The organism is Falsiruegeria sp. JB4-1 (assembly GCF_055693495.1).
Map to the genome: position 1 here is coordinate 3,988,366 of NZ_JBVFTZ010000001.1, position 25,393 is coordinate 4,013,758.

The window sequence follows — 25,393 nt, forward strand, 5'->3', positions numbered from 1 at the left end:
ATGGAAGCCCGAACTTATTGTTGTTCGGGCACAAGGATTTCACGCTTGCCCACATGGTTCGCAGGCGAGACCAACCCCTCATCCTCCATCTGCTCAACCAGACGCGCGGCTTTGTTGTAGCCTATCGCCAGTTTGCGCTGGATATAGGACGTCGAGCACTTGCGGTCCTTGATCACGATGGCCACAGCCGAGTCGTACAACGCATCTTCACCATTGGTGTTGCCACCTGTGTTCAGGCCCAGAACCGCGTCGATGTTGTCTGCCTTTTCGTCGTCCGGGCCGTCGACCACACCGCTCATGTATTCGGGCGGACCAAAGGCTTTGAGGTGATTGACGATCTCTTCGACTTCTTCGTCGGACACGAACGGGCCGTGGCAGCGGGTAATCTTGGCCCCACCAGCCATATAGAGCATGTCGCCCATACCCAGCAGTTGCTCGGCCCCCATTTCGCCCAGAATGGTGCGGCTGTCGATTTTCGACGTGACCTGAAACGAAATCCGGGTGGGGAAGTTCGCCTTGATCGTACCGGTGATCACGTCCACAGAAGGACGCTGTGTCGCCATGATCAGGTGAATACCCGAAGCCCGCGCCATCTGCGCCAGACGCTGGATGCAGGCCTCGATCTCTTTACCCGCGACCATCATCAGGTCGGCCATCTCGTCGACGATCACGACGATATAGGGCAGCACCTTGGGTTCGAACTCTTCCGTTTCGAACACGGGTTCGCCGGTGTCATCGTCAAATCCGGTCTGAACGGTCCGGCTGAACAGTTCGCCCTTGGCCAGGGCTTCGCGCACGCGACCGTTGTAGCCTTCGATGTTGCGCACGCCCATCTTGGACATCTTGCGATAGCGATCTTCCATCTCGCCCACGGTCCATTTCAGTGCGACAACGGCCTTTTTCGGGTCGGTCACAACCGGCGACAGCAGATGCGGGATGCCGTCATAAACAGACAGTTCCAGCATCTTGGGGTCGATCATGATCAAGCGGCATTCATCCGGCGTCAATTTGTAAAGAAGCGACAGGATCATCGTGTTGATCGCCACCGATTTACCCGAACCGGTAGTCCCTGCGATCAGCAGGTGAGGCATCTTGGCCAGGTTGGCGACAACAGAATCGCCGCCGATGTTCTTGCCCAAGGCCAATGGCAGTCTCATGTTGCTATCGCCAAAATCGCGACTTGCCAGGATCTCGCGCAGAACCACCTTCTCACGGTTTTCGTTAGGCAGTTCGATACCAATGACAGAGCGACCTGGTACGGTCGAGACACGCGCCGAAAGGGCCGACATCGATCGCGCGATATCGTCCGACAAACCAATGACACGACTCGCTTTGAGGCCCGGCGCAGGCTCCAGTTCGTACATGGTGACAACGGGACCAGGGCGGACACTCACGATCTCACCTTTGACACCATAGTCATCAAGCACGTTTTCCAGCATCCGCGCGTTTTCTTCCAAAGCTTCGTCGCTCAGATGATGGCGCTGAATCGTTGTCGGGTTCTCCAACAAGTTTAGCGGTGGCAGCTCGAATTGTACGGCAGGCTCTTCGAACGCAAGCTTCGGCTGAGCCTCGGCTTGAGCACGGCGTGACGGCTGCGGAGCTTTGCGTGCAGGCTGCTCGACCACAGCTTTACGAGGCTGCGCAACAGGGATTGAAGCAGAAACCGGGGTCGTGTTCTGAGTCGCAATAGGTTCGACAACAGGTTCCACTTCGGGCTGTGGCGCGGGAGAAAATTCTTCCGGCTGTGCAATCGGTTCAACTTGCGACGTAAACTCCACATTCTGCAGCGCAGTCGGCTCAATCTCAACATGTTGTTCGACATACTGTGTTGCGGTCAAAGGAGGTTCGGTCGGGAAATTTCCACCTGCGGTCGGATCCAGCAACAACGGATCCGGTCCGCGTCCACGACCCTTAGTCAAGGGGAGTGACGGATCCGGTTGCGGCTGAACAACGCCAGCCGCTTCCTTTCGGCTGCGAACAACCTGCGCGATCTTCGATTTGATCCGGTCATCGCCCGGCATTGCCTGGTCCGCCGCAACAGCTTGAGGTTCAACCAACTCTGGCTCAGGCATTGGTTCTGGACGGCGGATCAGGCTGGGCATGCGAGCCAAAAGGCCAGCTTTTGGTTCGGCAACAGCCGCTGGTTCGGGCACCATCATCGGCTCGGTTTCGATGACGGCCTCGGCTTCGGCAAGCTGTGCGGCAAGTGCGGCCTCTTCTGCAGCGGCCCTGGCCGCTTCCTTGCGCTCGGACCGCAAGGCCTGGCGCTGTCGGGCGACAGCAACGGTCGCGGATGCGCCTTGCCCCACAATCGTCATGAACGCCCCATAGGCCATGATCAATCCGATCAGAAATCGGCGCATGCCCTGACGCACTTCGGCGCGGTTGAACCCAAGAACAAAAACTCCCATCGAAACCATGGCAATCGCAGCAAGGACAGAGATGATCTTGACCAGGAAATGCAATCCCACAGGTAGCAGCAACAGGAACATCCCGAAGAAAAAGTCCCCTCCTGCGCCACCAAGACTATATTGGTGCGCCGCCTGCCATTCATCGCTAGGCGTCAAGGATGCAGCATAGATGGCAACAATAATCAGCCAGAATGGCGACATCACCAAAGGCCAGAAAAAACGGTCTTCGCCAAAGTGCAAAGTTAATCGCAGGCCCCAGGCAATGGTAAACACGGGAATGCCCCAGCTGGCCTTGCCCATAACGAGCATCAAAACGCCAGCGACCCAAGCCCCCATACGACCCATCCAGTTTTGAACAGGCGCGTCGGTCGAGACCATCCAATTTGGATCTTCGGGGGTATAGGATCCAAGCAAGGCTGCAAATGCCAAACCGACCAGAACAAGAAAGATCCCGGCCAATTCCTTGCCGCGCCTTTCAATGGCCGCCTGCATATTGCTGTCCAACAACGGATCGCGACCGCGTGCGTTATATGATGCCATGCCTACCCTCGAACCTTATCCGTAAATGCAGTCGCGAAGCGTTTCCAACCCGCGCTGCAATTCTGTTTTTGGGGCCACCATTGCGACCCGAATATATGTCTCGCCCGGGTTTTGCCCCGGTTCACCTTGTGCCAGATAAGCGCCGGGCAACACCCGAACGCCTGTCTCTTGCCACAGCTTCAATGCCACCTGCTCGCCATCATCGACCGGCAGCCACAGGAAAAAACCTGCTTCGGGCGATTGATAGCCCTGAACACCGGCCATTACCTGATCGGCGATGGCGTATTTCTCTTGATAGAGACGGCGGTTTTCCGCGACGTGCGCCTCATCCGCCCAGACCCGCGCTGCCGCCATCTGCAACGGCATCGGCAGCGGAGCACCCGAATAGGCACGCAGCTGTTTGACCCGGGCGATCGTCTCGGACCCGCCCGCGATCAGCCCGGACCGAAGCCCGGCCAGGTTTGACCGCTTCGACAAAGAATTAAAAAGCGTGATCCGTTCCGGGTCCGCTCCCAACTCTTGCGCGACTGTCAGGACACCTACGGGGGCCTCGTCGCGATAAATTTCTGAATAGCATTCGTCCGCAAAGATGCGGAAGTCGAACCGCTCGGCCAGCTGGATCAGCTCGGCCCAGTAATCTCGACTTGCCACCGCGCCCTGCGGATTGGCAGGTGAACAGATGTAGGCCGCTGTCGTGCGATTGAGTACCTCATCGGGCAAGCCTGCATAGTCGGGCAGATGACCCGTAGCGGCTGCCGCGGGTACAAAAACTGGCTCGGCCGCAACAGAAAGCGCCGCCACCATGTAGACCTGATAAAAGGGGTTCGGACACAGGATGACCGGTTTTTGGCCATTCTTCGTCTCAGGGCACAGTGCCATGGCGGCGTTGTACAACCCCTCACGCGTGCCGTTCAGAGCCATTACCTGCGTGTCCGCATCCATCTGCACGCCATACCGTCGCCCGATCCAACCTGCGATCGCACCGCGCAGCTCGGGCATACCGTTGTTGTCAGGATACCCCCGGAACCCGGCGGCGTTTTCCATGATCACATCCGTGACCCACTGCGGGAAATCATGCTTGGGCTCGCCAATGGTCATATGCACAACATCACCGCCCGGATCATGATGATCGAGCAATGCGCGCAGACGCGGGAATGCATAAGCCGGAAGGTTCGAAAACCGCTCGGGGAAATTCATCTCAACTGCCTCAGTACCGGGATCATTCGCGCCCCGTTTGAGACCAAGTTACAGGTCACACCCCGTTTCGTCCAGACAAAGCATTGCCGTGATTGGCAATTGTGGCATTCAGGTCAAGGCTGCTTCGGCCGCTGCCCCAACGCGCAGCAGGGCCTCTTCACAATCGGGCAGACCCATCAGCATGATGCCGCAGCTTGGGGTGCCGGTGGGCAAGGTCAGGGCACAAAGCCCCATCAGATTGCCAATGCGCGTGTTCCTGAGAGCCAGTAGGTTTTCAGTGACATAATAATCATGATCGCTTTCCAACCGCGCCAGATTCGGCGGCAGGATCGGAGAGGTTGGCGCCAGAACGGCGTCATACCCCGCAACGGCGGCATCCCAATCCGCGCGGCAACCTTCCAAGGCGGCCCACGCCGCCACATAATCAGGGCCCGAAAAATTGCGCCCTGCCTGAAAGCGCTCCCGAATTTCCGAAAACATCGCATCAGGATTGGCCTCGATCACATCGCGCCACAACCCGTAGGCCTCGGCCGTGTAAAGCGCGCCACTCAAGGGCAGGGCTTGCTCTACTTCCGGCACCTCAATTGTCTCGATGGTGGCTCCTGCCGCCTCTAACCGGCGCACGGCATCGTCAAACGCTTGGCCGGGTGCGTCGCGTAAATCATCCAAAGCCACAGTTTTCAAAACCGCAAACCGACGCCCCTTTAATGACGCGCCGCGCAAATCCACAGGCACTCCACCTTCGAGCATGGCCAACATCTGCGCTGCGTCCTCTACCGAGCGGGCAAGCGGGCCAACGGTATCAAAGCGCAGGCAAAGAGGCACAACGCCCTCCAGGCTGAGCTAAGCCCGATGTAGTTTTTAGCCCTACAAGATCGTTCCACGCCGAGGGAATACGCACCGAACCGCCAGTGTCCGAGCCGATCCCACAGGCCGCCAGATTGAACGCAACAGAGGCCCCTGCCCCGGATGACGAACCGCCCGGAACGGCGCTTTCGTCGTGCACACAAGGCGGCGTGGCCGTGATCGGGTTATATCCCAAACCGGAAAACGCCAGTTCAGACATATGCGTCTTGCCCAGGCAAACCGATCCCGCGGCTGTCGCGTTCTGTAACACGACCGCATCCGTGTCCGGAACGCGCCCCTTGAGCAGGGCCGACCCTGCCTCGGTTCCAACACCAGCCGTATCGAACAAGTCCTTCCAACTGATCGGTACCCCATCCAGCAGAGACAGGCGGCGACCGACTCGGGCACGTTCCGCGGCCGCGTTCGCCTCGGACAGCGCGCGATCATGAGTCACACGGGCGTAAATCCGGTCGCGCAGGGGATGGGCGTCGATAGAATCCAGATAGGCTTGGGTCAGCTCAACCGGATCAATCTCTTCCGCGGCAATCCCACGCCCCAGATCGCTTGCGGTCATTTTCAGCCAGTCGCCCATGTCATCCTCCCCAACTGCTTTGGGTGCGACGGTAGCGACAGCGTTCCGCATGGACAATCCCGAAAGGCTGCGCATATTGCACGTTATGGATACGACATCGGACATCGTGATTGTTGGCGGCGGGCTGAATGGCCCCGCGCTGGCATTGGCCCTGACCGCTACCGGGCACAGTGTAACCGTGATCGACGCGTTGCCGGTCAAGACACGCAAGAATGCAGCCTTCGACGGCCGTTCTTATGCTCTGGCCCTGGCCTCGCAACGGCTCTTGCAGGCAATCGGTGTTTGGGAGGCGGTCGAAGATCACGCCCAACCGATGCTGGAGATCAAGGTTACCGACGGGCACGCAGGTGCTGGCCCTTCGCCGTTTTTCATGCATTTCGACCATGCCGAGCTTGAAGAAGGGCCGATGGGCTACATGGTCGAGGACCGTCACCTGCGCCGCGCTTTCATGGATGCGATGGTAGCTGATCCGAAAATCACTCAGATCAATGACAAAATAGTAGTCGCGCAAGAAGCATCGCAGGCAGGTGTTTCGGTAACGCTCGACGATGAGACCACGGTCTCCGGCAAGCTGCTCGTGGGCTGCGATGGTCGCAAAAGCGGTACAGCCGTCCGCGCAGGCATCAAACGCACCGGGTGGGACTATGGGCAAACGGCCCTGGTCTGCGCCATCGAGCATGAACTGTCGCATCATGGGATCGCTCACCAGTTTTTCATGCCACCTGGACCGCTGGCCATCTTGCCACTGACCGGCAACCGCAGTTCAATCGTGTGGAGCGAGCGGACCGAGATGGCGCATCGCATCAATGCGATGGAGCCCGAAGACTATATGCAAGTGCTGCGCCCGCGGTTCGGTGATTTCCTAGGGCAAATCAAACTCGCAGGCGACCGGTTCACCTATCCGCTGAATCTGACAGTGGCAAATTCATTTGTCGGGGATCGGTTGGCATTGGTCGGCGACGCCGCGCATGGGGTGCACCCGATTGCGGGCCAAGGGCTGAACGCAGGTCTGCGGGATGTGGCTGCTCTGGCCGAGGTGCTGACGCTCGCCGGGCGACGAGGTGAGGACATGGCGTCGCAACTGGTTCTGGAGAGGTATCAACAGTGGCGTCGCTTTGACACCGCGACATTGGCGCTGGCGACAGATGCATTCAACCGGCTGTTTTCAAACGACAACCCGCTACTGCGGTTGGGGCGTGACATAGGCATGGGGGTTGTTGGATCACTCCCCGGCTTGAGACGAGGCTTCGTGCGCGAAGCTGCGGGATTGACCGGGGATTTGCCAAAATTGATGCAAGGTCGGTCGATCTGAATGGCCACCTAAGGCAGTTGGCATTCAGAAGCACTCCCGCCCGTCGTACGTGCATCAATGATGCCCTCCTCCCGTTGGGCCGGGCCTCGCTGCGCTCGGCGATTGGCAACTGAGGCGACCCAGTTGCCCCAAGCTGGACCGCGCCGAGCCGAAGGCGAGGCGCCCGGCCCAAGGCCGCCAGCGATTTCGGCGCAGCCGAGATCAGCGCGGGCGCGGGAGCGCCCCGAGCCACCGAACACCTTCAGTCGAGTTCACGCGCCTCGTCCTGCAACATTACCGGGATGCCGTTGCGAATGGGATATGCCAGACCTGCAGATTTCGAGATCAGCTCCTGCCGTTCCGCATCATATTCCAGCGTTGTCTGGCTCATCGGGCAAATCAGCACCTCAAGCATGCGGCGGTCAAACGCCTGATTCTGTTCGGTCACTGTAGTGTTTCCTCGTTCCCATCACCGCCCCGCAGGGCAAATTCAATCAACGTCACCAGCGTCTCCCGCCGGGTCGCAAGACAGGGTGCCTCGAGCAGAGCCTGCTTTTCCTCAGGATCAAAGTCGAGCAGCATAGACAGTGAATTCACCAGTAATTCGTCTTCCGCATCCTTGAGCGTTTCCCAATCGGTCGACAAATCCCGCGCAGAAAAGAACCGATGCAGCAGGTCCAGAAACTCGGGCCGATCGAACCTGTCATCCGCCTCACTACGCCCCAGATCCCGGTCAAACCCGTTCCAACACACCTGACAGCGACGATACGGGGTGAACCCCTCGATCTCGCTTTTGACCCGGAAGCGCGACACGCCACTGAGCGTGATCATGTATCGCCCATCTTCGGTCTCAGAGAACTGTGTCACACGACCGGCGCAACCGATCATGTGCAGCTTGTCCGAACTGGCGGGTGACGGGTTCGGCTGAACCATCCCGATCAGACGTTGGGGTGTCTTCAGCGCATCGTTGAGCATCTGAAGATAGCGCGGCTCAAAGATGTGAAGTGGCAGTCGGGACCGGGGCAACAAGAGCGCCCCAGTGCAAAGGAAACACGGCGATCGTGTCCGGCAAATCGGCGGATTGCATCATGTACCGATACTAGCTCTGATTTTTTTTAGGCAAATATCATCGAACTGAGCTTGCGCCGCCCGTTCAGAACCACCGGATCATTGGGCTTTAGCGAATCAAAGATCGTGAACAACTGCGCCTTGGCTGCACCGTCATTCCACTCCCGATCCCGGCGGAAAAGCTCCAGCAGTTGCGACACGGCCTCTTCGACGTTGTCGTTGGCATGCAAAGCCTGTGCCAGATCGAAACGGGCTTGATGGTTGTCGGGTTCTGCCTCGACCGTTGCGGTCAGCTCGGCCACGGGCCCCGCATTTGCAGCCTGCTTGGCCAGCTCCAGCTGCGCGTGCGCCGCTTCCAACTCAGGGCTGTCCGAGATTTCAGCAGGGGCACCGTTCAGAATGGCTTCGGCCTGTTCCAGATCGTCCAGAGCGATATGAGCGCGCACCAGACCACCGTAGGCGGCCGAATGATTAGGGTCTTCACCCAGAATCGCGGCAAAAGTCTGCGCCGCATCGACGGCCGCGCCGCTGATCAGCATTTCTTCGGCAGCCTCAACCGCTTCGTCCAGTTGACCACCGGGGGCTTCTCCGCCAGCTGCGGTGATCACTCGGTCCACAAACGCCGTGATTTCTGAACCCGGCAGTGCGCCCTGAAACCCGTCAACCGGCTGCCCCTTGAAAAAGGCATAGACCGTAGGGATCGACTGGATTTGCAGCTGGCCTGCGATCATCTGCGCTTCATCGACGTTGATCTTGACCATCTTGACCGCGCCTTTGGCTGCGGTCACCGCATCCTCGAGCATCGGGCCTAGCGTCTTGCAAGGGCCACACCAGGGCGCCCAGAAATCAACGATCACTGGCACCTCTTGCGAGGTTTCGACCACATCGGCCATGAATGTGGCTTCAGAGCCGTCTTTGATCAGATCAGCGGCGGGAGCGCCGCCTGCGCCGTTGAGAATGTCCATGCCGTGCCTCTTTGGGTTCAAGCTTGGCCTTTATATGCCGACAGTCGAGCCGGAAACCAAGTGGGCGCGGGCCTGTTTACTGAAAAAACAGGCCTCATTCCGTTACAGATCGAACGTCGCAAAGACCGGAGCATGGTCGCTTGGTTTTTCCCACCCGCGTGCGCCGCGCAGAACACGGCTGGAATGACCCGCGTTCGAGATATCCCCCGTGGCCCAGATGTGATCCAGCCGTCGCCCCTTATCGGCCGCGTCCCAATCACGTGCACGGTACGACCACCAGGAATAAAGCTGCCCGTCTGGAATATCTTGCCGGGTTACATCCACCCAACCGCCCGCGTCTTGGGTTTCAGCCAAATGCTCGACTTCAATCGGCGTGTGGCTGACCACCTTGAGCAGTTTCTTGTGGTCCCAAACGTCATCTTCGCGCGGCGCAATGTTCAAGTCCCCAACCAGAATCGATTTATTCATCTGCTCGGTTTTAAACCAATCGCGCATGTCGGTGAGGTAATCCAGTTTCTGCCCGAACTTCTCATTCTTCTCGCGGTCCGGCACATCGCCGCCTGCTGGCACATAGAAGTTATGAACCGTGACGCCGTTTTCCAGCGTCCCAGCGATATGGCGTGCATGACCCAATTCCGCGAAATCCTGGCTGCCGGCCTCGACCATCGGGATGCGCGACAAGATGGCGACGCCGTTGTAGCCTTTTTGCCCACGCGCAACCATGTGGGTGTAGCCGAGCGCTGCAAACCCTTCCATCGGGATCTTGTCCACCGGGCTCTTACACTCTTGCAGGCAGAGCACGTCGGGCGCCTCTTCTTCGAGCAGTTTCAGCACGATCGGCTCGCGCAGACGGACCGAGTTGATGTTCCAGGTGGCAAGGGTAAAGGGCATGATCAGGCGTTCCTTGTTCGCGGTCGGCACACCCTAACGTGGCGCATCTTGGTGTGCCATCCCAAACGACAGCCCTAAGCTTGGTCAGTTTTTTCGTTCAGCCCGGGCTTGCCGCATCACACCGCCATTGCCGGTGATGCGCAGGTTTTCACCATTATCCAGCAGCTCAACGTCGGCCTTTTCCAATTCACCTTTCCAGCCGTGCTTAGTGCGTTCGAGCGCCGATGTTTCAGGTCCATCGCTCTGACGATCCCAGACCATTTCGGTACAATCTGCATTGACCGTGAAGTCGCCATAGATGCCATGTTCGCTGAATGCATATTCGCCCGAGGCCCATGGGCAGGCGGAAGCCGCACCCGTGATCAAAAAGCCGCCAACAAATGTTATCGTCGCAAAGAGTTTCATAGGGGAATCCATTACTGTTTAGATCAGATGCCCTGAAAGATAGCGCAGATATTCAATTCGTCACAGCACCCCTCTGAACAAAAAAAGACCGGGCACAAGGCCCGGCCCAGTCCAACAGGGAGGTACATGTCATAACCCGGACATGTGCGGGATAGTGCGACCCTAAAGATGTATCGCAGGTACCGCTTTGATCTGGGTCAAAATTCAGGCCACCAGGCGATAGCCGCCGGATTCAGTCACCAGAAGGCGGGCGTTTGACGGATCAGGCTCGATCTTTTGACGCAGGCGATAGATGTGGGTTTCCAGTGTATGGGTCGTCACACCTGCGTTGTAGCCCCAAACCTCGTGCAGCAGCACATCGCGCGCCACAACACCGTCGGTCGAGCGATAGAGGAACTTGAGGATGTTCGTCTCTTTCTCGGTCAGACGGATTTTGCGATCTTCTTCAGTGATCAACATCTTCATCGCAGGTTTGAACGTATACGGTCCAAGCGTGAACACGGCATCTTCTGATTGTTCATGCTGGCGCAGCTGTGCACGAATACGGGCCAGCAGCACCGGGAACTTGAACGGTTTGGTGACATAGTCGTTGGCGCCTGCGTCCAGACCCAGAATGGTGTCAGCGTCGCCATCGTGACCGGTCAGCATCAGGATCGGGCTTTTGACGCCCTGTTTGCGCATCAGGCGGCACAACTCGCGCCCATCGGTGTCGGGCAACCCAACATCCAGGATCACCAAGTCATACAGCGCCTCTTTGACGCGCTCCATGGCACTCTGGCCGTCGTTTGCTTCGAACACGTCGAAGTCCTCGGTCATCACGAGCTGTTCGCTCAGCGCTTCGCGCAGGTCTTCATCGTCATCCACCAGCAGGATCTTTTTCAACTGAGCCATCGTGGCGTCCTCCTAATTCCGTGTCTCACACTTGAGCGCGATAAACGCATTCGACAAGATTTACTGCAATCGTCTCACGCCCTCGTGTCTATCGCAGGGTAATTGTTTCACATTCCTTACAATTGAGGATAGGAAGAGCCGCAAACGTTATAGGGTAACTTCAATGAGCCTTGTCCCAGACATCACCGAACTTCTGGCCCGCGCGCGATCCGATCTGCGCATGGGTGTTCCGGTGATTCTGACCGACGACGCGGGCCTGAGCGTTTTGGCATGTTCAGCCGAAACCCTGAATGCCGAGCGCCTGCAGGATCTGCGTGATCTGGCAAATGGTCATCTTGTAGTCGCCGTGACTGTTCGCCGTGCCGAAACGTTGAAAGCGCGCGCCTATGACGGGGATCTGGCCCGTATTGAAATCCCCGACTATGCGGATCTGAATTGGATTCAGTCGATTGCCGACCCTTCGGACGATCTGAACACTCCGATGAAGGGCCCAATTTTGACCGAGAGGCAAGGCAGCGCCAGCTTGCACCGGATTGCCATCACCTTGGCAAAATCCGCCCGCCTGTTGCCTGCCGTGGTGGTTGCTCGGATCAAAGATGGCCCGGCCTTTGCAGGATCCCACGGTCTAACGCTGATCGAGCACGCCCTTGCCGCGCCCCATCTGGCGGAACGCAGCCCCCTGCACTCCATCTCGGCCGCCCGACTGCCGATGGAGGTGTCTGAAGCCGGTCGTTTGCATGTCTTCCGCCCAGAAGACGGTGGTGAAGAGCATTACGCCGTCGAAATCGGCCGCCCTAACCGCGACAAACCGGTACTGGCGCGCCTCCATTCGGCTTGTTTCACAGGCGATATAATGGGCAGCCTGAAATGCGACTGCGGTCCGCAGCTACGCGGCGCCTTGGCGCAGATGGGCGACGAAGGTGCCGGGGTTCTTCTCTACCTGAACCAAGAAGGGCGCGGTATTGGCCTGGCCAACAAGATGCGCGCCTACTTCCTTCAAGATCAAGGGTTTGACACGGTCGAGGCCAACCACCGCCTGGGGTTCGAGGACGATGAGCGTGACTTCCGTCTGGGTTCGGACATCCTGAAAGAGTTGGGTTTCAAATCAGTACGCCTGCTGACCAACAACCCCAACAAGATCTCGATGATGGAACGTACCGGCATCGCAGTGACCGAACGCGTCCCCTTGAAGGTGGGTGAGACCGCATTCAACCGCGACTATCTGGCGACCAAAGCAGCCAAATCTGGGCATATGCTGTGACACCTGGCGATCTGGTCCTGACACCTTTGGGTGTTCGGTTTCAAGGTCGCCTCTACCCGTGCTCGATCGGCAAGGGAGGCATTCGCCAAGACAAGCGCGAGGGCGACGGAGCCACTCCGGTCGGCGTACACCGGATCGTAGGCATGCTCTACCGCCCTGATCGGATCGCGCGCCCTGCACCTTGGGCCATGCCAATCGGGCCGTGTGATCTTTGGTCCGATGCATCAGGTGAGCGGGATTACAATCTGCAAGTTCGAGTTCCCTATGCGCACAGCCATGAAAAGCTGCGCCGCGCCGATCCGCTGTATGATCTGGTGCTAGTCACCGACTGGAATTGGCCGAACGCAGAGCCAGGCAAGGGGTCAGCCATATTCATTCATCAGTGGCGCAGGCCGGGCTATCCGACCGAGGGCTGCATTGCCTTTCGCCGCGAGCACCTGCATGAAATTGCACGGGAAATTCACCCCGACACTCGGCTTATTGTACCGGAGCCTTGACCCTCTCGCCAAAGATGGCCGAACCCACGCGCACATGCGTCGCCCCCAAAGCAATCGCGCGCTCAAAATCACTGCTCATGCCCATGGACAACCCATCCAGACCGTTGCGCGCTGCGATCTTGGCAAGCAGTGCAAAATGAAGCGCGGGTTCCTCTTCGACAGGGGGGATACACATCAACCCTTTGACAGGCAGATCCAAGGCGCGGCATTCCGCAACGAAGTCATCAGCTTCTAAGGGCAGGATACCCGCCTTTTGCGGCTCTTCGCCTGTATTGACCTGAACAAACAAATCCGGGCAATGACCAATCTCTTGTGCCAATCGCGCCAGTGCCTTGGCCAGCTTGGGACGGTCAACAGAGTGGATGGCTTGGCACAGCTCTATGGCCTGGCGTGCCTTGTTGGTTTGCAGCGGGCCGATCAGATGCAGATCAATGTCTGAAAACCGCTCCATGAAACCGGGCCATTTTCCTGCGGCCTCTTGCACCCTGTTTTCACCAAAACAACGGTGCCCCTGTTCCAACACGGCCTCAACCCGCTCATTGGGTTGAACTTTGGACACAGCAATCAATTTCACAGAATCTGCAGAGCGTCCGGCGGATTGAGCCGCCTTGGCGATGCGGGCAGAGATGTCTTGCAACGACATGGGATTCCTCGATCAGCGTTTGAGGCCAGAGAAACACCATGTTGCGGCAAAGAAAAGGGCAGGTCCGAAGACCTGCCCAAATTCGATACCGTCAAGCGGTGTACAGCTTAGAAGCTGAAGTACACACCAGCCTGGAAAGTGTCGTTGTCGTTCGAAGCACGGCGGTAGCCGGTTTCGAAGGACGCGCCGCCACCCAGGTCGTACGAGTAGTGGATACCGTAGGAAGTACCTTCGGAACCCAGACCACCATTGTTGGCGTCGGTGTTGTCGGTACGACCGGCTGTTACGTCTGCTGCCGAAACTGCGTCTTCGTCAGTGACCCAGACCAGGATGTTCGACGCTGCGCCGATGTCGTAGTTGCCGTACAGGCCCCACTTGCCGATGCCGTCGTTGTCAGCATAGGCCAGGCGAACGCCCCAGTTACCACCGTCATACGAACCGGTGATAATACCTTTGTCTTCCCACAGGTTGTCGGAATCCTGGTAGGATGCGGCAACCGAGAACTGGTTCCAGCTGTAGGCCAGCATCACAGCGGCACGAGCAGCTGCGTTCGCCGAACCGTTACCAACGCCCGGGTTAACGGTGCTGTTGTTACGCTTCGAGTAGGAAACGTGACCGGTGAAACCGTTGGCCGAGTACAGTGCTTCCACACCGTTCACGCCCGAACCACCCGACGAGTACGAGTCCCAGTTGAAGTATTCGTCGTTGACGTTACCAACGTGCGAAACGAAGCCTGCACCGTCAACACCGGTACCTGCGGTACGGGTCTCGAGGTAGGTGCCAGGTGTGTTTTCAACCGCACCGATGATGTTGCCGACGTTGACGCGGAAACCTTCGTAGGTCACGCCAAAGCGAGCACCGTTTGCCTGGCGGGTCGCGCCGACAACGTTGTCACGGCTTTCAGCCTGGATACGGAAGCGAGCGTCAAAGCCAACACCCGAGTCGGTTTCTGCCGACATGTCGAACTGCAGACGCAGACGGCTGGTGATGGTGGTCTTGGAGATGCCGTTGACGTTGCTGTCGTTGGCGTCATTGTAGTCCAAGCCGAAACGGCCGTAGCCGCTGATGCGAACGTCTGCTGCTGCGACGCTTGCGGTAGCGATCAGCGCAGTCGTTGCGAAGAGAACTTTTTTCATCGTTTTTTCCCTCGGTTTTCTATTCACATGCCCAAACCGGAGAATCCAGCGTGGGTATGGAGAGGGGTTTCGCTCTTTTCGCCCCCTTCTTGCAAGACTTCGACGCCGCTCGTTAGCAAAGTCGTCACGGATGGTGCAGCTTTGCCACAGTCAGATCAACTCAACGATGAGAATTCTGTTCCAATCCTGCTAAGAGACCGACTTCCCATAAGCATACATGCCTATCGCGGGCGCGCGTGACACTTAGACTCTTGCTCCGCTTGGCCAGCAAAGGTAGGACATGCTCTAGTATGAAGTGGTGGGATGACCTGATGGTGCTGCAAAAGACGATAAAAGTGACTTTGCTCCTGACCTTATGTCTGGGCGTGGCAGCGTGCGGCAGCAGACGTTCAGCCACCACAAGCTCAGTTGGGCCTCTCGGGCCGGACGATGCGATTACAACCAACCGTGAATCTGCACCCACAGATTATGAAAGATCCTCGATCTGGGATGTGTTTGGCCCCAACAACAGCGAACAGGCAGCAAACGTTAACCGCTACCTTTGGGCTGCTTCATTGGATGTGCTCAACTTTTTGCCAGTCCAGTCCGTCGATCCCTTTACTGGAATCATTGTCACCGGTTACGGCACTCCGCCGGGCGGAGGCAGATCGTATCGTGCGACTGTCCACATCAAGGATCCGGCGCTAGACGCGCGTTCACTGAATGTGGCGTTGCAGACAAAGGGGGGCCCGTCAGCCCTGGAACGACCCGCGCAGTCGAGGATGCGATTCTTTCGCGTGCACGTCAGCTACGCATTGCGGACGACAAACTCTAGAAACCCGCAGAAATACCATCTATCACAACGCCGGGTTCCTGCCCGGCGTTTTCATTTACCCAAGGACCGCATCTGATGTCGCGCTATTCCGCCAACGAAATCGAAGCCAAATGGCAAGAGGCCTGGGATAAGGCCGGGATATTCACCGCCAAACGCAGCGCGGAAAAACCCAAGTACTATGTGCTTGAGATGTTTCCCTACCCCTCAGGCAAACTGCACATGGGTCACGTGCGTAATTATACCATGGGCGATGTGATCGCACGGCACAAACTGGCCACTGGCCACAGTGTCCTGCACCCAATGGGATTTGACGCCTTTGGCATGCCTGCCGAGAACGCCGCGATGGCCATCGGAGGGCACCCCAAGGACTGGACCTATTCCAACATCGACACGATGGTCGAGCAGATGAAGCCACTGGGCCTGTCACTGGATTGGGCCCGCATGTTTGCCACTTGTGATGTCGATTACTATGGCCAACAGCAGTCTCTGTTTCTAGATTTCCTGGATAAGGGGCTGGTCTACCGCAAAAACGCTGTGGTGAACTGGGATCCGGTCGACATGACCGTTCTTGCCAATGAACAGGTCGAAGGTGGCCGCGGCTGGCGGTCTGGCGCCCTGGTCGAACGGCGCGAGTTGACACAGTGGTTCTTCAAGATCTCTGACTACTCCGAAGAGCTGTTGAGCGCGCTGGACACCCTCGACAATTGGCCCGCTAAGGTGCGCCTGATGCAGGAAAACTGGATCGGCAAATCGCGCGGTCTTCAGTTTGCGTTCGAGCGCACCGACGGCGCCGAGCCGATCACCGTCTATACCACACGCCCCGATACGCTAAACGGCGCATCCTTTGTCGGCATCTCACCTGATCACCCGATCTCGAAAGAGCTGGAAGCGGACAACCCCGAACTGGCCGCGTTCCTTGCCGAATGCCGCAAAGGTGGCACCACCGAAGAGGCCATCGAAACCGCGCCAAAGCTGGGTTACGACACCGGCATCAAGGTCAAACACCCGCTGAACCCGGATTGGGAACTGCCCGTCTGGATCGCCAACTTTATCCTGATGGATTACGGCACCGGCGCAATCTTTGCCTGCCCCGCCCACGATCAGCGCGACCTGGATTTCTGCCGTAAATACGATTTGCCGGTGATTGATACCTTCTTCGCACTCGACAATGACACACCGGTCTCAAAAGACGCCTTTGTTCCGCTCAAGTCAGAAAAGGTTCGCTGGGTCGATCACTTTGCTGGCCTGACCGAGGCCACCGGCGAAGAGGCAATCAACACCACCATCGACTTTGCGGAAAAGGCCGGTTGGGGCGAAGGCGTCACAAAATACCGCCTGCGCGACTGGGGTTTGAGCCGTCAGCGCTATTGGGGTTGCCCGATTCCCGTGGTGCATTGTGATGCCTGCGGCGTGGTTCCCGAAAAGAAAGAAAACCTGCCGATCGAGCTGCCCTATGACGAAGACGGCAAAGCGATTGATTTCTCGGTGCCCGGCAACCCGCTGGATCGTCACCCTACATGGCGTGACTGCACCTGCCCATCGTGTGGCGCGCCTGCGCAGCGTGAAACTGACACGATGGACACTTTCGTCGATTCCTCGTGGTATTTCGCCCGCTTCACCGCACCCAAGGCGGAAACACCCACCGATCTGGCCGAAGCCGAGTATTGGATGAACGTCGATCAATACATTGGCGGCATCGAGCATGCGATTCTGCACCTGCTCTATTCGCGCTTCTTTGCCCGCGCGATGCAAATCACCGGCCACCTGCCCGAAAAGGCGATCGAACCGTTTGACGCTTTGTTCACGCAAGGCATGGTGACACACGAGATCTATCAGACACGGGACGCCAATGGCCGCCCGGTGTATCACCTGCCCGAGGATGTCACCGACGGCAAATTGGCGGACGGGACCGAGGTTGAGATCATCCCCTCGGCCAAAATGTCCAAGTCTAAAAAGAACGTAGTCGATCCGGTTAGCATCATCTCGGCCTTTGGCGCCGACACCGCGCGTTGGTTCGTTCTGTCCGATCTCGCCGCCTGAACGGGACGTGGAGTGGACTGCATCCGGTGCTGAGGCTGCGCACAAACACCTGAGCCGCGTTTATCGCATCACTGCTGAGATCGCGGCTTCTGATGCACCTGCCAATGATCAGGATGACGCATTGCTGCGCGAGACTCACAAGGCGATCCATGATGTGTCCGGCGGGGTTGAGAGCTTTGGCTTCAACGCCTCGATTGCGAAACTTTACGCCTTCACCAACGTGTTGGCCAAATCCAAGGCCGGTGCCGACGCCAAGCGCCAAGCCGCCAAGACGCTCGCACAGCTGATGTCGCCAATGACCCCGCACCTGTCCGAAGAGCTCTGGCAGCTTTTGGGTGGTGAGGGTCTGGTGGCCACTGCACCCTGGCCAGTCGCAAATGAGGCGATGCTGGTCGATGACACCGTTACCCTGCCCATCCAGATCAACGGCAAACGCCGCGCGGAAATCAGCGTGCCTGCCGATATGGACAAGGCAGAGGTTGAAAAAATCGCCATGGCAACCGAAGCTGTGCAAAAGGCGCTGGATGGAGCCGCGCCCAAGAAAGTCATCGTTGTGCCGGGCCGGATCGTGAATGTTGTGGTTTAACCGAAAACTCTTGCTAATGATCCCGCTGGTGCTTGCTGCCTGCGGGTTTCAGCCAGTTTATGGCACGGGCGGTACTGCGTCCGCCCTGCGCGGCAAGGTCGAAGTGTCCGCACCTGACAACGTCGAAAGCTATTGGCTTGTGCAGAACCTCGAAGAGCGCTTGGGGCGTAGTGCCTCTTCGTCCTCGGACTACGACTTGGCCGTCAGCGTCGCCACTACAGAGCAAGGTCAGGCGATCACCGCGTCCAATGAGATCACGCGCTATTCAATTATTGGGACCGCCGATTACACGCTGACCAACAAGGCTTCGGGTCAAGTTGTGGCCTCGGGCAAGGTCGACAACTTCACCGGATATTCTGCCACCGGTTCGACCGTGGAAACACTGGCCAGCGAGCGGGATGCACGGAACCGTCTAATGACCATCCTGGCCGATCAGATCACAACACAACTTTATTCGACCGCGGACCTGCCTTCATGAAGCTGAGCCCGCGCGAGGCAGAGGGATATTTTGCCAAGCCTGACGCGGGCAAAACCGGCCTGCTGATCTATGGTGCCGATGCCATGCGCGTGGCCCTGAAACGACAACAAGTGATCGCAGCCTTGCTTGGCCCCGGTGCCGAAGAAGAAATGCGCCTGACCCGTATGCCGGGTGCGGAGTTGCGCAAGGACCCGGCTCAATTGGTTGATGCGATCAAGGCCGTTGGCTTTTTCCCCGGCCCCCGCGTTGCGTTTGTCGAGGATTGTCCAGAAACGTCCAACCCGGCCATTTTGGCCGCGTTAGAGGATTGGGAGCCGGGTGACGCCCAGATCGTAATCACGGCCGGGCAACTCAAACCCACATCCAAGATCCGCAAGGCATTTGAAGGGCATTCCAACGCCTATGCGGTCGGCATCTATGATGAGCCCCCCTCACGCGCCGAAATCGAGCGCACGTTGGCCGAGGCTGGCATTCGCGGCGTACCTCCCGATTCAATGGCGGCCTTGACCGATTTGGCGAATGACCTGGGACACTGGGGATTTTGCCCAAACCATCGAGAAACTGGCGCTTTATAAGCGTGGCGACAGTGGCGAGTTGAACATCGACGACATCGAAGCCTGCGCGCCTCGCTCAACTGAAGCCGCACTAGATGATGTCCTGAATGTTGTGGCCGAAGGCCGTGCGGGCGAGATCGGCCCGTTGATCCGCCGCCTGCAATCGCAAGGCACCAATGCCGTTAGCCTATGTATCGGGGCGACTCGACATTTCCGCATGCTCTATACCTGCGCCTCGGCTCCAGGTGGCCCGTCCGAGGGCGTTAACCGCCTACGCCCACCAGTTTATGGCAAGCGCCGCGACCGGGTGTTGCGACAGGCGCAGGGCTGGGGCGCTTATAAGCTGGAAACCGCGCTGACAGTGCTGACAGACACCGACCTGGCATTGCGCTCGGCGGGGCAGACCGCCCCCGCCATGGCGCTTGTGGAACGGGCCATGATCCGGCTGGCGATGCTCTCACGCTCACGCTGAGGTGATGTGACGAGGCGTAGGTCTTGATTTGCGTTTGTCCATCCGCACATTTGTACACAAACGGAAAAACAGGGAAATTTCAGCATGTACAAAGTCTATGGTCGCCTTCAAAGCCGCGCCTCGCGGGTTCTGTGGCTGCTCGAAGAGCTGGGGCAAGAGTATGAATTCATCGACGTCGGCCCACATGATCCGCAGGTCAAAGAACTGAATGGGACTGGCAAAATTCCGGTTCTGGTCGACGGTGATCACGTGATTTCGGACAGTTCGGCGATCATGACTTACCTGGCCGACAAACATGGCGAATTCACGTATCCGGCGGGCACACCCGAGCGCGCGCAGCAAGATTCGCTTTTTCATGCGCTGGTCGACGAGTTCGACGCGCTACTTTGGACAGCCACCCGCCACATGGGCATCCTGCCCGAAGACAAGCGCGTTCCAGCGATCTATGAAAGCCTGAAGTGGGAGTTCGAGAACAGCGTGGACCGTCTGAGCAAGCGATTCCAGGGGCCATTCCTGCAAGGCGACAAGATCACGATTGCGGACATCCTGTGCGCCCATTGCATGACCTGGGCCCGCGGGATCGAGTTTCCGGTGAATGCGGACAATCTGCGTTCCTATGGAAAAGAGATGCGTAACCGCGAGGCGGCCCAGCGCATGGGGGCCTTGGCCAAGAAAGCCTGAAGCCGCTGCAACTGAGCACGAAGCACTCTCGATTTCACCGCTGTCGGCAGCGTTCTGCGGTGCCGCGCCGGGCGCAGCCCGGCGCCCGGCCCAACGGGAGGAGGTATCCCGCAAGGGGCACCGACGACGGGCGGGAGCACTACTGGTTCAGGTCATCCACAACGCTGCGCCGCTGCACGACCGGCCCATCGTCCGGTGGCCAGGCACGCAGTCAGCAAGTACCCCCAGTCGGTGCCTCCCAATCCAGCATTTCCCCGGCGCAGAAGACGTCTGGTAACTGCTTCAGCATCAGACCTGCATCCAGCTCCGCTTGCGGCACGCCGCCCGCCGTTGAGATTGCTTCGTCCATTGGGCGCAAACCGGTATGTGTCACCTGCAATGTCTTGATCAATTCGGCCAAGTCCGCGGGATCATTGGGCAAGGGGCGTCCGAATTCCATAAGCAGTGCGGTGCGCACCGGGCCAAGCTTCAATACTTTCCTCAGGTGGTTTGACAAGCTCGCCTTGCCGCGTGGGCGTGACAGGCGTTTGGCCACATCGGTGGCACTCACATCCGGCATCAGATCGATGTGTAATGTTGCGCCTTCGCGCACGGCCTTGCAAATGGAATAGATACCGCCACCTTCCAGACCGCGCGCAGAAATCACCGCCTCGCCCCGGGTCGTCACATCCCCGGCAGACCAAGCCACGCCCTTGATCGGCTGTCCAAACAGGCTCTGCATATGGCTCGACCAGTCCACCAAAAGCCCCGCGTTTGAAGCTTTGAACGGCGCAAGTGACACGCCACGGCCTACCAAGATCTCCGCCCACATCCCGTCCGCCCCCAGCCGCGACCAACTGGCCCCGCCCATGGCCAAAACCGTAACATCGGCGTCCAGCGCAATCTCACCCTGCTCCGTGGCAAACAAAAGCTGCCCCTCTCGCCAACCGGTCCAACGATGGCGGGTTCGGACCTCGACCCCCAACGTGTCCAATCGGTTCAACCATGCCCGCAGCAGCGGTGAGGCTTTCATGACGGTTGGAAACACCCGCCCCGACGAACCAACAAACAGCTCTTGCCCCAATTCCCGCGCCCAATCCTGCACGGCCTTGGCGTCAAACTCGCCAATCATGGGCCGCAGCCAATCGGCCGCCTCATCATAGGCCGTCATAAGTGTCTCGAATGGCTCATCCTTTGTCAGGTTCAACCCGGACTTCCCGGCCATCAGAAACTTGCGTGCCACCGATGGCTTGGCCTCGGCCACGATCACCGAGAAACCCTTCCGTGCCAGTTCCTCGGCCGCCATCAGCCCCGCAGGCCCTGCCCCTATGACAACCGCGCGCTTCACCTCGACCGGGTCTCGATGCTTCCCGAGAGCTCAACCACCCGATGCGGATAGGGGATCGTAATCTCGTGTTCCTTGAGCGCGTTCCAGATCAAGAACAACACGTCGGACGAGAACTTGTTGGCCCCGTCGTCGATCCCCTCAATCCAAAACTCCACGGCAAAATCAACGCCGCTGTCCCCAAACCCACGCAGCTCGCAATCGGGCGGGAATGGTTCGGACAGCACGCGAGGATGCTTGGCCACTGCCGCTTCGATGATGTCAGGAACGGTGTTGATATCGGTGTCATAACTGACTGAAAACGGCGCCTCATACCGGTTAGCTGATCCGCTGTCTGAGAAGTTGACGACGCGCGTGGTGATGAAATCCTCGTTCGGGACAACAATCCAACGCCCGTCGAACGTCTCCAGAATCGCAGCACGTGCGCCCATTTTGACGATGGTTCCGGCCTCGCCCCCGTCTAGTTCGACATAATCGCCAACCGTCGCCTGCCCTTCGAGCAGCAGGATCAGGCCGGAGATAAAGTTCGATGCGATCTTTTGCAGACCAAAGCCCAGACCCACACCGATCGCGCCCCCCAGAACCGCAAGCGAGGTCAGATTGATGCCCATGATGTTCATCACCAGCAGGAAGGCGACACCAAAGATGCCGATTTCAATGGCCTTGGCGGTCAGTTCCCGCATGGCAGGACGCATATCGTCTTGCTTCTTCAAAAACTGCGCCGATTGATCGTTGGACCAACGCCCCATCCAGAAGATCGCGCCGCCTACAACAATGAACCGTAGCGCAAAGAGCAGCGAGAACGACAGATTGCCAAGCGGCACAATCGTCTCATCCAGCTTGGTCATCGCCGGTTCCAGCAGTCCAAGCGCATAAAGCGCAGCCACCGGGATCAGGATGTAACGCCCCAGCAGCTTCATCATCGGATCGGTGATGATCTCGCGCACCAATATGCGCACCGCCAAAAACAGGAACACGCGTTTGCCGAACGCAATCACGGCGCCGGATCCGAACAGAGATCGCGTTACGCTTTCGCCGATGCCGGTAAACGCATATGCCATCAGCGGTAGAAGTAGCGGCACAAGGATCAGGATGAACCGCCGCGCCTTGGCCACCGGGTTGTCGCTGTCTTCGGGCGGGGTCAAAAGCCGCGCCAAGGGCGTACGCAGTTTACGCGCCACGACCAAAGCCAACAGATAGGCCACCACCAACAGCGCAAACTGCGACCAGGCCGCCGGGCTGACCAGCCAGCCAAGGGCGATGTCCCATAGCCTCTGTGCTTGCTCCAAAGCCTGATTTTGCAGATCGGATCCAAATTCCATATGTGCCCCCGGTTGATCCTTTTGCAAAGTGGTGCATCCTCTTACCGATGCCGAACAAGGAAAAAAACCCTGACAGCTTCCCCGCAGATATGCCCGTGTGCCCTTTGTGTGGTCGTCCGATCCCCAAAGACAACGGCAGCCTGCACCATTTGATCCCCAAGCTCAAAGGCGGCAAGGGCGGCCCAACCGTGCTATTGCATCAGATCTGTCACAAAGAAGTCCACGCCACGTTGACCGAGGCGGAGTTGGCACGATCCTATGCTACAGTCGATGCGCTGCGGGCGCATCCGAGGCTGGAGAAGTTTCTAAGGTGGGTGAGCAAACGCCCCCCGACTTTCGATCCAAAGTGCCGGGAAAGCGTCGTGGGCGAAAGTAACCGTTACCGGTACGGATCAGTTTGATCGCCGATCTCGATCCCAAGAACATCAGGTACTGGCACAAAAGCGGCTTCAGCGACATGCTGAAACTCCAACGTGGTATAAGGGCGTTTCCACAGCCACTCGCGATTTTCGACTGCCCACAAATCCGTGTTTGGCGGCTGTTCATCGGTGAAAGCATAAAAATGCAGATCAAAGCCATGAGGCTCGACGTCCTGCACGGACAACAGACGCATGCCCAGATCGCGGCATCGCTGATCCTCGGCCTCAATGTCGCCGGTTCTGAGCGTGATTTGACCGATGCACCCCAGCGCAAACGGGGCTTCGGCGTCGCCAGCTCCGTTAAGTCGGTTGCCTTCAAAATCATGTTGCAGCAACTCGATCACGAACCCTTCGGGGTCGGACAGATGCGCCATGTAGCCGATATCCAGAAACTGGCGCGGGCCCGAAACCTCAACCCCGTTGGCACGCAGATGCTCAACGGCCAGATCGACATTAGGCAAGGTGATCCCGATCTTCCAATACCTGTGCCCCCGGTCATGAGTGTAGCCCCCGCCGCCCGGCACCAGCAGCAAATCGGCGTCTTCGCCATCGTAACCAAGCCGCCACGCGTCCCCTTCGGCGCACGCCTGCATTCCTAAGATATCACGGTAAAACGTCGCCAAACCCTCGGGGTTGGCGACACGCAGGCGCAAAGCGTTCAAACTCATTGGCACAGCTCGGCAATGCCAGTAGCAATTTCAGACTTGGCCGCGACAACATCATCTGTCAAATCGCGCGCTGTCGACATGAGCGCGTCCGGCTCCACCACACGATCAACCAGACCATAGGCATAAGCCTCGTCGGCCGTGATCTTTTGCCCAGCCATTAGGATCATCTTGGTCCGCGCAGGACCGATCAGAGCCTTCATACGTATCGGATCAGAAGCTTGCGGCAGAAAACCCAGTTTCATAACTGGATAAAAGAACTTGGCGCCCGGCACCGCGATCCGCAAATCACAGGCCAATGCCATGCCATTTGCCCCGCCAGCCAGTGTGCCATTCAGGGCTGCTATTGTCAGACAAGGCAGCGCCGCGATTGCGCCTGATAACCGCTCCCACACGTCCGAGGTCGCAAGACCGGCACGTGCCTCATCCAGATCGGCTCCGGCGCTGAACACCTTGCCCCGACCGGTCAGGATCAGCGCCTTGGCCGCAGTCGCGTCCATGGCGATCTGAACCAGCTCTTCGAGCATCGCCTCGGTTAGAGAGTTGGCCTTGTCTGGGCGGTTGATGGTCGCGATCCACAGCCCGCCATCTTTTTCCAGTTCGATCATGTCAGGCCAACCCGTGCCCGGATGCCTTCGTCGCGCAGCGAGATTTCGGTGCCCACGTATTCATCCGCATCCGACGAACACATCCACAACAGCGCGCGAGCTGGCCAATCGGCAGGAACATGAACCTCCCAATCCAACTGACTGACCGGGTTGATGCCGCTGGCTTTGATCTCGCGCTGCATCTGGGTTGCGACGGTACCCGGCGACAGGCCCATTGCGCGAATACCGTTCTCGCGCTCTTCCTTGTCCAGGCAAGCAGTCAGCATCGCGGCTCCTGCCTTGGACGAGCAATAATGGCTCCATGCCTCGACCGGGCCATGCGCAGCGCCCGAACTGATGGTGATGATGGTGCCGCCGCCACCCTTCTTCATGACTTTCAAGGCCGCGTGCATTCCGTAGAAGACGCCCTTGAGATTGATATCGATGGCTTGCCCCCAACCCGATGGGTCGCTGTCTGCCAAACGCGCAATAGGTTCGATCACACCTGCGTTGCCAACCAAAACATCAAGCCCGCCAAAGTGGTCGACTGCTGTTTGAATAGCCCCGCTGACCGCACCGTAGTCGCTGACGTCACACGAAATTGCCAAGGCCTTGTTACCAATTTCCTGAGCCAATGCCGAAATTTGGGCGTTGCTGCGCGCGACAAGGACGACATTGGCCCCAGCGGCGGCAAAAACCCGCCCGGTTTCAGCACCTATTCCCCGACTGGCGCCCGTGATCAAAACCGTTTTGCCCTGCATTTCCACGTTCCTGCCCCTTTTTCTGCCATGTTCGAGCTAAGTCGTACCGAGCGCAG

18 protein-coding genes and 7 pseudogenes are annotated in these 25,393 nt (G+C 58.4%); 9 read left to right on the forward strand and 16 right to left on the reverse strand.

Features of this window, described 5'->3' with window-relative positions; genetic code table 11:
- Positions 1 to 14: 14 nt before the first annotated feature.
- The 3 genes and pseudogenes from ACZ1HE_RS20335 to ACZ1HE_RS20345 all read right to left on the reverse strand — a co-directional run bounded on the left by ACZ1HE_RS20335 (position 15) and on the right by ACZ1HE_RS20345 (position 5,586).
- Positions 15 to 2,951, reverse strand: a complete 2,937-nt coding sequence (locus ACZ1HE_RS20335) for a DNA translocase FtsK (RefSeq protein ID WP_472623766.1) — start codon at positions 2,949 to 2,951, stop codon at positions 15 to 17.
- Positions 2,952 to 2,966: 15 nt separating this feature from the next.
- Complete coding sequence (locus tag ACZ1HE_RS20340) at positions 2,967 to 4,148, reverse strand: aminotransferase class I/II-fold pyridoxal phosphate-dependent enzyme (protein ID WP_472623768.1); 1,182 nt, start codon at positions 4,146 to 4,148, stop codon at positions 2,967 to 2,969.
- A gap of 108 nt (positions 4,149 to 4,256) precedes the next feature.
- Positions 4,257 to 5,586, reverse strand: a pseudogene (locus ACZ1HE_RS20345) (amidase).
- An 85-nt stretch (positions 5,587 to 5,671) separates the two neighbouring features.
- Here ACZ1HE_RS20345 and ACZ1HE_RS20350 point away from each other — a divergent pair.
- The gene (locus tag ACZ1HE_RS20350) at positions 5,672 to 6,898 is read left to right on the forward strand and encodes an FAD-dependent monooxygenase (RefSeq protein ID WP_472624575.1); all 1,227 of its coding nucleotides are present in this window, start codon (positions 5,672 to 5,674) and stop codon (positions 6,896 to 6,898) included.
- A gap of 241 nt (positions 6,899 to 7,139) precedes the next feature.
- Here the strand turns inward: ACZ1HE_RS20350 and ACZ1HE_RS20355 are convergent, their stop codons facing one another.
- The 6 genes and pseudogenes from ACZ1HE_RS20355 to ACZ1HE_RS20380 form a co-directional block, all read right to left on the reverse strand.
- The gene (locus tag ACZ1HE_RS20355) at positions 7,140 to 7,292 is read right to left on the reverse strand and encodes a Trm112 family protein (protein WP_472624577.1); all 153 of its coding nucleotides are present in this window, start codon (positions 7,290 to 7,292) and stop codon (positions 7,140 to 7,142) included.
- Between the two features lie 29 nt (positions 7,293 to 7,321).
- A pseudogene (locus tag ACZ1HE_RS20360) lies at positions 7,322 to 7,967 on the reverse strand (LON peptidase substrate-binding domain-containing protein).
- Positions 7,968 to 7,992: 25 nt separating this feature from the next.
- Positions 7,993 to 8,910 (reverse strand): tetratricopeptide repeat protein, encoded by a 918-nt coding sequence (locus tag ACZ1HE_RS20365; protein WP_472623770.1) that lies wholly within the window; start codon positions 8,908 to 8,910, stop codon positions 7,993 to 7,995.
- A gap of 102 nt (positions 8,911 to 9,012) precedes the next feature.
- Entirely contained in the window at positions 9,013 to 9,801 is a 789-nt protein-coding gene (locus ACZ1HE_RS20370; RefSeq protein WP_472623772.1) for an exodeoxyribonuclease III, read from the reverse strand.
- A gap of 84 nt (positions 9,802 to 9,885) precedes the next feature.
- Positions 9,886 to 10,206 carry a hypothetical protein gene (locus ACZ1HE_RS20375; protein WP_472623774.1) on the reverse strand — a complete coding sequence of 107 codons (321 nt, stop codon included), beginning with the start codon at positions 10,204 to 10,206 and terminating at the stop codon, positions 9,886 to 9,888.
- 204 nt (positions 10,207 to 10,410) lie between these two features.
- Entirely contained in the window at positions 10,411 to 11,097 is a 687-nt protein-coding gene (locus ACZ1HE_RS20380) for a response regulator transcription factor (protein ID WP_472623776.1), read from the reverse strand.
- Positions 11,098 to 11,260: 163 nt separating this feature from the next.
- On the opposite strand from ACZ1HE_RS20380, the gene ribA reads away from it, so the two are divergent.
- Positions 11,261 to 12,358 carry a GTP cyclohydrolase II gene (gene ribA / locus ACZ1HE_RS20385; protein WP_472623778.1) on the forward strand — a complete coding sequence of 366 codons (1,098 nt, stop codon included), beginning with the start codon at positions 11,261 to 11,263 and terminating at the stop codon, positions 12,356 to 12,358.
- Positions 12,355 to 12,855 carry a L,D-transpeptidase family protein gene (locus ACZ1HE_RS20390; protein ID WP_472623780.1) on the forward strand — a complete coding sequence of 167 codons (501 nt, stop codon included), beginning with the start codon at positions 12,355 to 12,357 and terminating at the stop codon, positions 12,853 to 12,855. Before ribA ends, ACZ1HE_RS20390 begins: the two co-directional genes overlap by 4 nt.
- On the opposite strand, the gene ACZ1HE_RS20395 is transcribed toward ACZ1HE_RS20390, so the two are convergent.
- Together ACZ1HE_RS20395 and ACZ1HE_RS20400 are read right to left on the reverse strand one after the other, a co-directional pair.
- Positions 12,836 to 13,498 (reverse strand): YggS family pyridoxal phosphate-dependent enzyme, encoded by a 663-nt coding sequence (locus tag ACZ1HE_RS20395; RefSeq protein ID WP_472623782.1) that lies wholly within the window; start codon positions 13,496 to 13,498, stop codon positions 12,836 to 12,838. The genes ACZ1HE_RS20390 and ACZ1HE_RS20395 overlap by 20 nt on opposite strands.
- Positions 13,499 to 13,605: 107 nt before the next feature.
- The gene (locus tag ACZ1HE_RS20400; RefSeq protein ID WP_472623784.1) at positions 13,606 to 14,634 is read right to left on the reverse strand and encodes a porin; all 1,029 of its coding nucleotides are present in this window, start codon (positions 14,632 to 14,634) and stop codon (positions 13,606 to 13,608) included.
- 311 nt (positions 14,635 to 14,945) lie between these two features.
- On the opposite strand from ACZ1HE_RS20400, the pseudogene ACZ1HE_RS20405 reads away from it, so the two are divergent.
- From ACZ1HE_RS20405 to ACZ1HE_RS20425, 5 genes and pseudogenes are all read left to right on the forward strand, one after another.
- Positions 14,946 to 15,448 (forward strand): annotated as a pseudogene (locus ACZ1HE_RS20405) (DUF3576 domain-containing protein).
- 75 nt (positions 15,449 to 15,523) lie between these two features.
- A pseudogene (gene leuS, locus ACZ1HE_RS20410) lies at positions 15,524 to 18,074 on the forward strand (leucine--tRNA ligase).
- The gene (gene lptE / locus ACZ1HE_RS20415; protein WP_472623786.1) at positions 18,061 to 18,552 is read left to right on the forward strand and encodes an LPS assembly lipoprotein LptE; all 492 of its coding nucleotides are present in this window, start codon (positions 18,061 to 18,063) and stop codon (positions 18,550 to 18,552) included. The pseudogene leuS and the gene lptE overlap by 14 nt, the downstream one beginning before the upstream one ends.
- A pseudogene (gene holA, locus ACZ1HE_RS20420) lies at positions 18,549 to 19,578 on the forward strand (DNA polymerase III subunit delta). The gene lptE and the pseudogene holA overlap by 4 nt, the downstream one beginning before the upstream one ends.
- Before the next feature lie 84 nt (positions 19,579 to 19,662).
- Positions 19,663 to 20,259: a glutathione S-transferase family protein gene (locus tag ACZ1HE_RS20425; protein ID WP_472623788.1), complete on the forward strand. Its 597-nt coding sequence runs from the start codon at positions 19,663 to 19,665 to the stop codon at positions 20,257 to 20,259.
- Positions 20,260 to 20,411: 152 nt separating this feature from the next.
- Here ACZ1HE_RS20425 and ACZ1HE_RS20430 read toward each other — a convergent pair.
- Together ACZ1HE_RS20430 and ACZ1HE_RS20435 are read right to left on the reverse strand one after the other, a co-directional pair.
- Positions 20,412 to 21,544, reverse strand: a pseudogene (locus ACZ1HE_RS20430) (TIGR03862 family flavoprotein).
- Between the two features lie 38 nt (positions 21,545 to 21,582).
- Positions 21,583 to 22,905, reverse strand: coding sequence for a mechanosensitive ion channel family protein (locus tag ACZ1HE_RS20435; protein ID WP_472623790.1), 1,323 nt, complete (start codon positions 22,903 to 22,905; stop codon positions 21,583 to 21,585).
- Between the two features lie 89 nt (positions 22,906 to 22,994).
- On the opposite strand from ACZ1HE_RS20435, the pseudogene ACZ1HE_RS20440 reads away from it, so the two are divergent.
- Positions 22,995 to 23,281 (forward strand): annotated as a pseudogene (locus ACZ1HE_RS20440) (HNH endonuclease).
- 3 nt (positions 23,282 to 23,284) lie between these two features.
- Here ACZ1HE_RS20440 and ACZ1HE_RS20445 read toward each other — a convergent pair.
- The 3 genes from ACZ1HE_RS20445 to ACZ1HE_RS20455 are packed head-to-tail and all read right to left on the reverse strand — an operon-like array spanning position 23,285 to position 25,343.
- Positions 23,285 to 23,992 carry a VOC family protein gene (locus ACZ1HE_RS20445; protein ID WP_472623792.1) on the reverse strand — a complete coding sequence of 236 codons (708 nt, stop codon included), beginning with the start codon at positions 23,990 to 23,992 and terminating at the stop codon, positions 23,285 to 23,287.
- Positions 23,989 to 24,597, reverse strand: a complete 609-nt coding sequence (locus ACZ1HE_RS20450) for an enoyl-CoA hydratase/isomerase family protein (RefSeq protein ID WP_472623794.1) — start codon at positions 24,595 to 24,597, stop codon at positions 23,989 to 23,991. The genes ACZ1HE_RS20445 and ACZ1HE_RS20450 overlap by 4 nt, the downstream gene beginning before the upstream one ends.
- The gene (locus ACZ1HE_RS20455; RefSeq protein ID WP_472623796.1) at positions 24,594 to 25,343 is read right to left on the reverse strand and encodes an SDR family oxidoreductase; all 750 of its coding nucleotides are present in this window, start codon (positions 25,341 to 25,343) and stop codon (positions 24,594 to 24,596) included. The genes ACZ1HE_RS20450 and ACZ1HE_RS20455 overlap by 4 nt, the downstream gene beginning before the upstream one ends.
- Positions 25,344 to 25,393: the final 50 nt, after the last annotated feature.

Bases quoted from the DNA above. Each gene is read 5' to 3' on its own strand.
- ACZ1HE_RS20380 (WP_472623776.1), bottom strand. From the start codon at position 11,097: ATGGCTCAGTTGAAAAAGATCCTGCTGGTGGATGACGATGAAGACCTG.
- ribA (WP_472623778.1), top strand. From the start codon at position 11,261: ATGAGCCTTGTCCCAGACATCACCGAACTTCTGGCCCGCGCGCGATCC.
- ACZ1HE_RS20375 (WP_472623774.1), bottom strand. From the start codon at position 10,206: ATGAAACTCTTTGCGACGATAACATTTGTTGGCGGCTTTTTGATCACG.
- ACZ1HE_RS20395 (WP_472623782.1), bottom strand. From the start codon at position 13,498: ATGTCGTTGCAAGACATCTCTGCCCGCATCGCCAAGGCGGCTCAATCC.
- ACZ1HE_RS20370 (WP_472623772.1), bottom strand. From the start codon at position 9,801: ATGCCCTTTACCCTTGCCACCTGGAACATCAACTCGGTCCGTCTGCGC.
- ACZ1HE_RS20425 (WP_472623788.1), top strand. From the start codon at position 19,663: ATGTACAAAGTCTATGGTCGCCTTCAAAGCCGCGCCTCGCGGGTTCTG.
- ACZ1HE_RS20365 (WP_472623770.1), bottom strand. From the start codon at position 8,910: ATGGACATTCTCAACGGCGCAGGCGGCGCTCCCGCCGCTGATCTGATC.
- ACZ1HE_RS20340 (WP_472623768.1), bottom strand. From the start codon at position 4,148: ATGAATTTCCCCGAGCGGTTTTCGAACCTTCCGGCTTATGCATTCCCG.
- ACZ1HE_RS20435 (WP_472623790.1), bottom strand. From the start codon at position 22,905: ATGGAATTTGGATCCGATCTGCAAAATCAGGCTTTGGAGCAAGCACAG.
- lptE (WP_472623786.1), top strand. From the start codon at position 18,061: ATGTTGTGGTTTAACCGAAAACTCTTGCTAATGATCCCGCTGGTGCTT.
- ACZ1HE_RS20450 (WP_472623794.1), bottom strand. From the start codon at position 24,597: ATGATCGAACTGGAAAAAGATGGCGGGCTGTGGATCGCGACCATCAAC.
- ACZ1HE_RS20400 (WP_472623784.1), bottom strand. From the start codon at position 14,634: ATGAAAAAAGTTCTCTTCGCAACGACTGCGCTGATCGCTACCGCAAGC.
- ACZ1HE_RS20355 (WP_472624577.1), bottom strand. From the start codon at position 7,292: ATGCTTGAGGTGCTGATTTGCCCGATGAGCCAGACAACGCTGGAATAT.
- ACZ1HE_RS20335 (WP_472623766.1), bottom strand. From the start codon at position 2,951: ATGGCATCATATAACGCACGCGGTCGCGATCCGTTGTTGGACAGCAAT.
- ACZ1HE_RS20350 (WP_472624575.1), top strand. From the start codon at position 5,672: ATGGATACGACATCGGACATCGTGATTGTTGGCGGCGGGCTGAATGGC.
- ACZ1HE_RS20445 (WP_472623792.1), bottom strand. From the start codon at position 23,992: ATGAGTTTGAACGCTTTGCGCCTGCGTGTCGCCAACCCCGAGGGTTTG.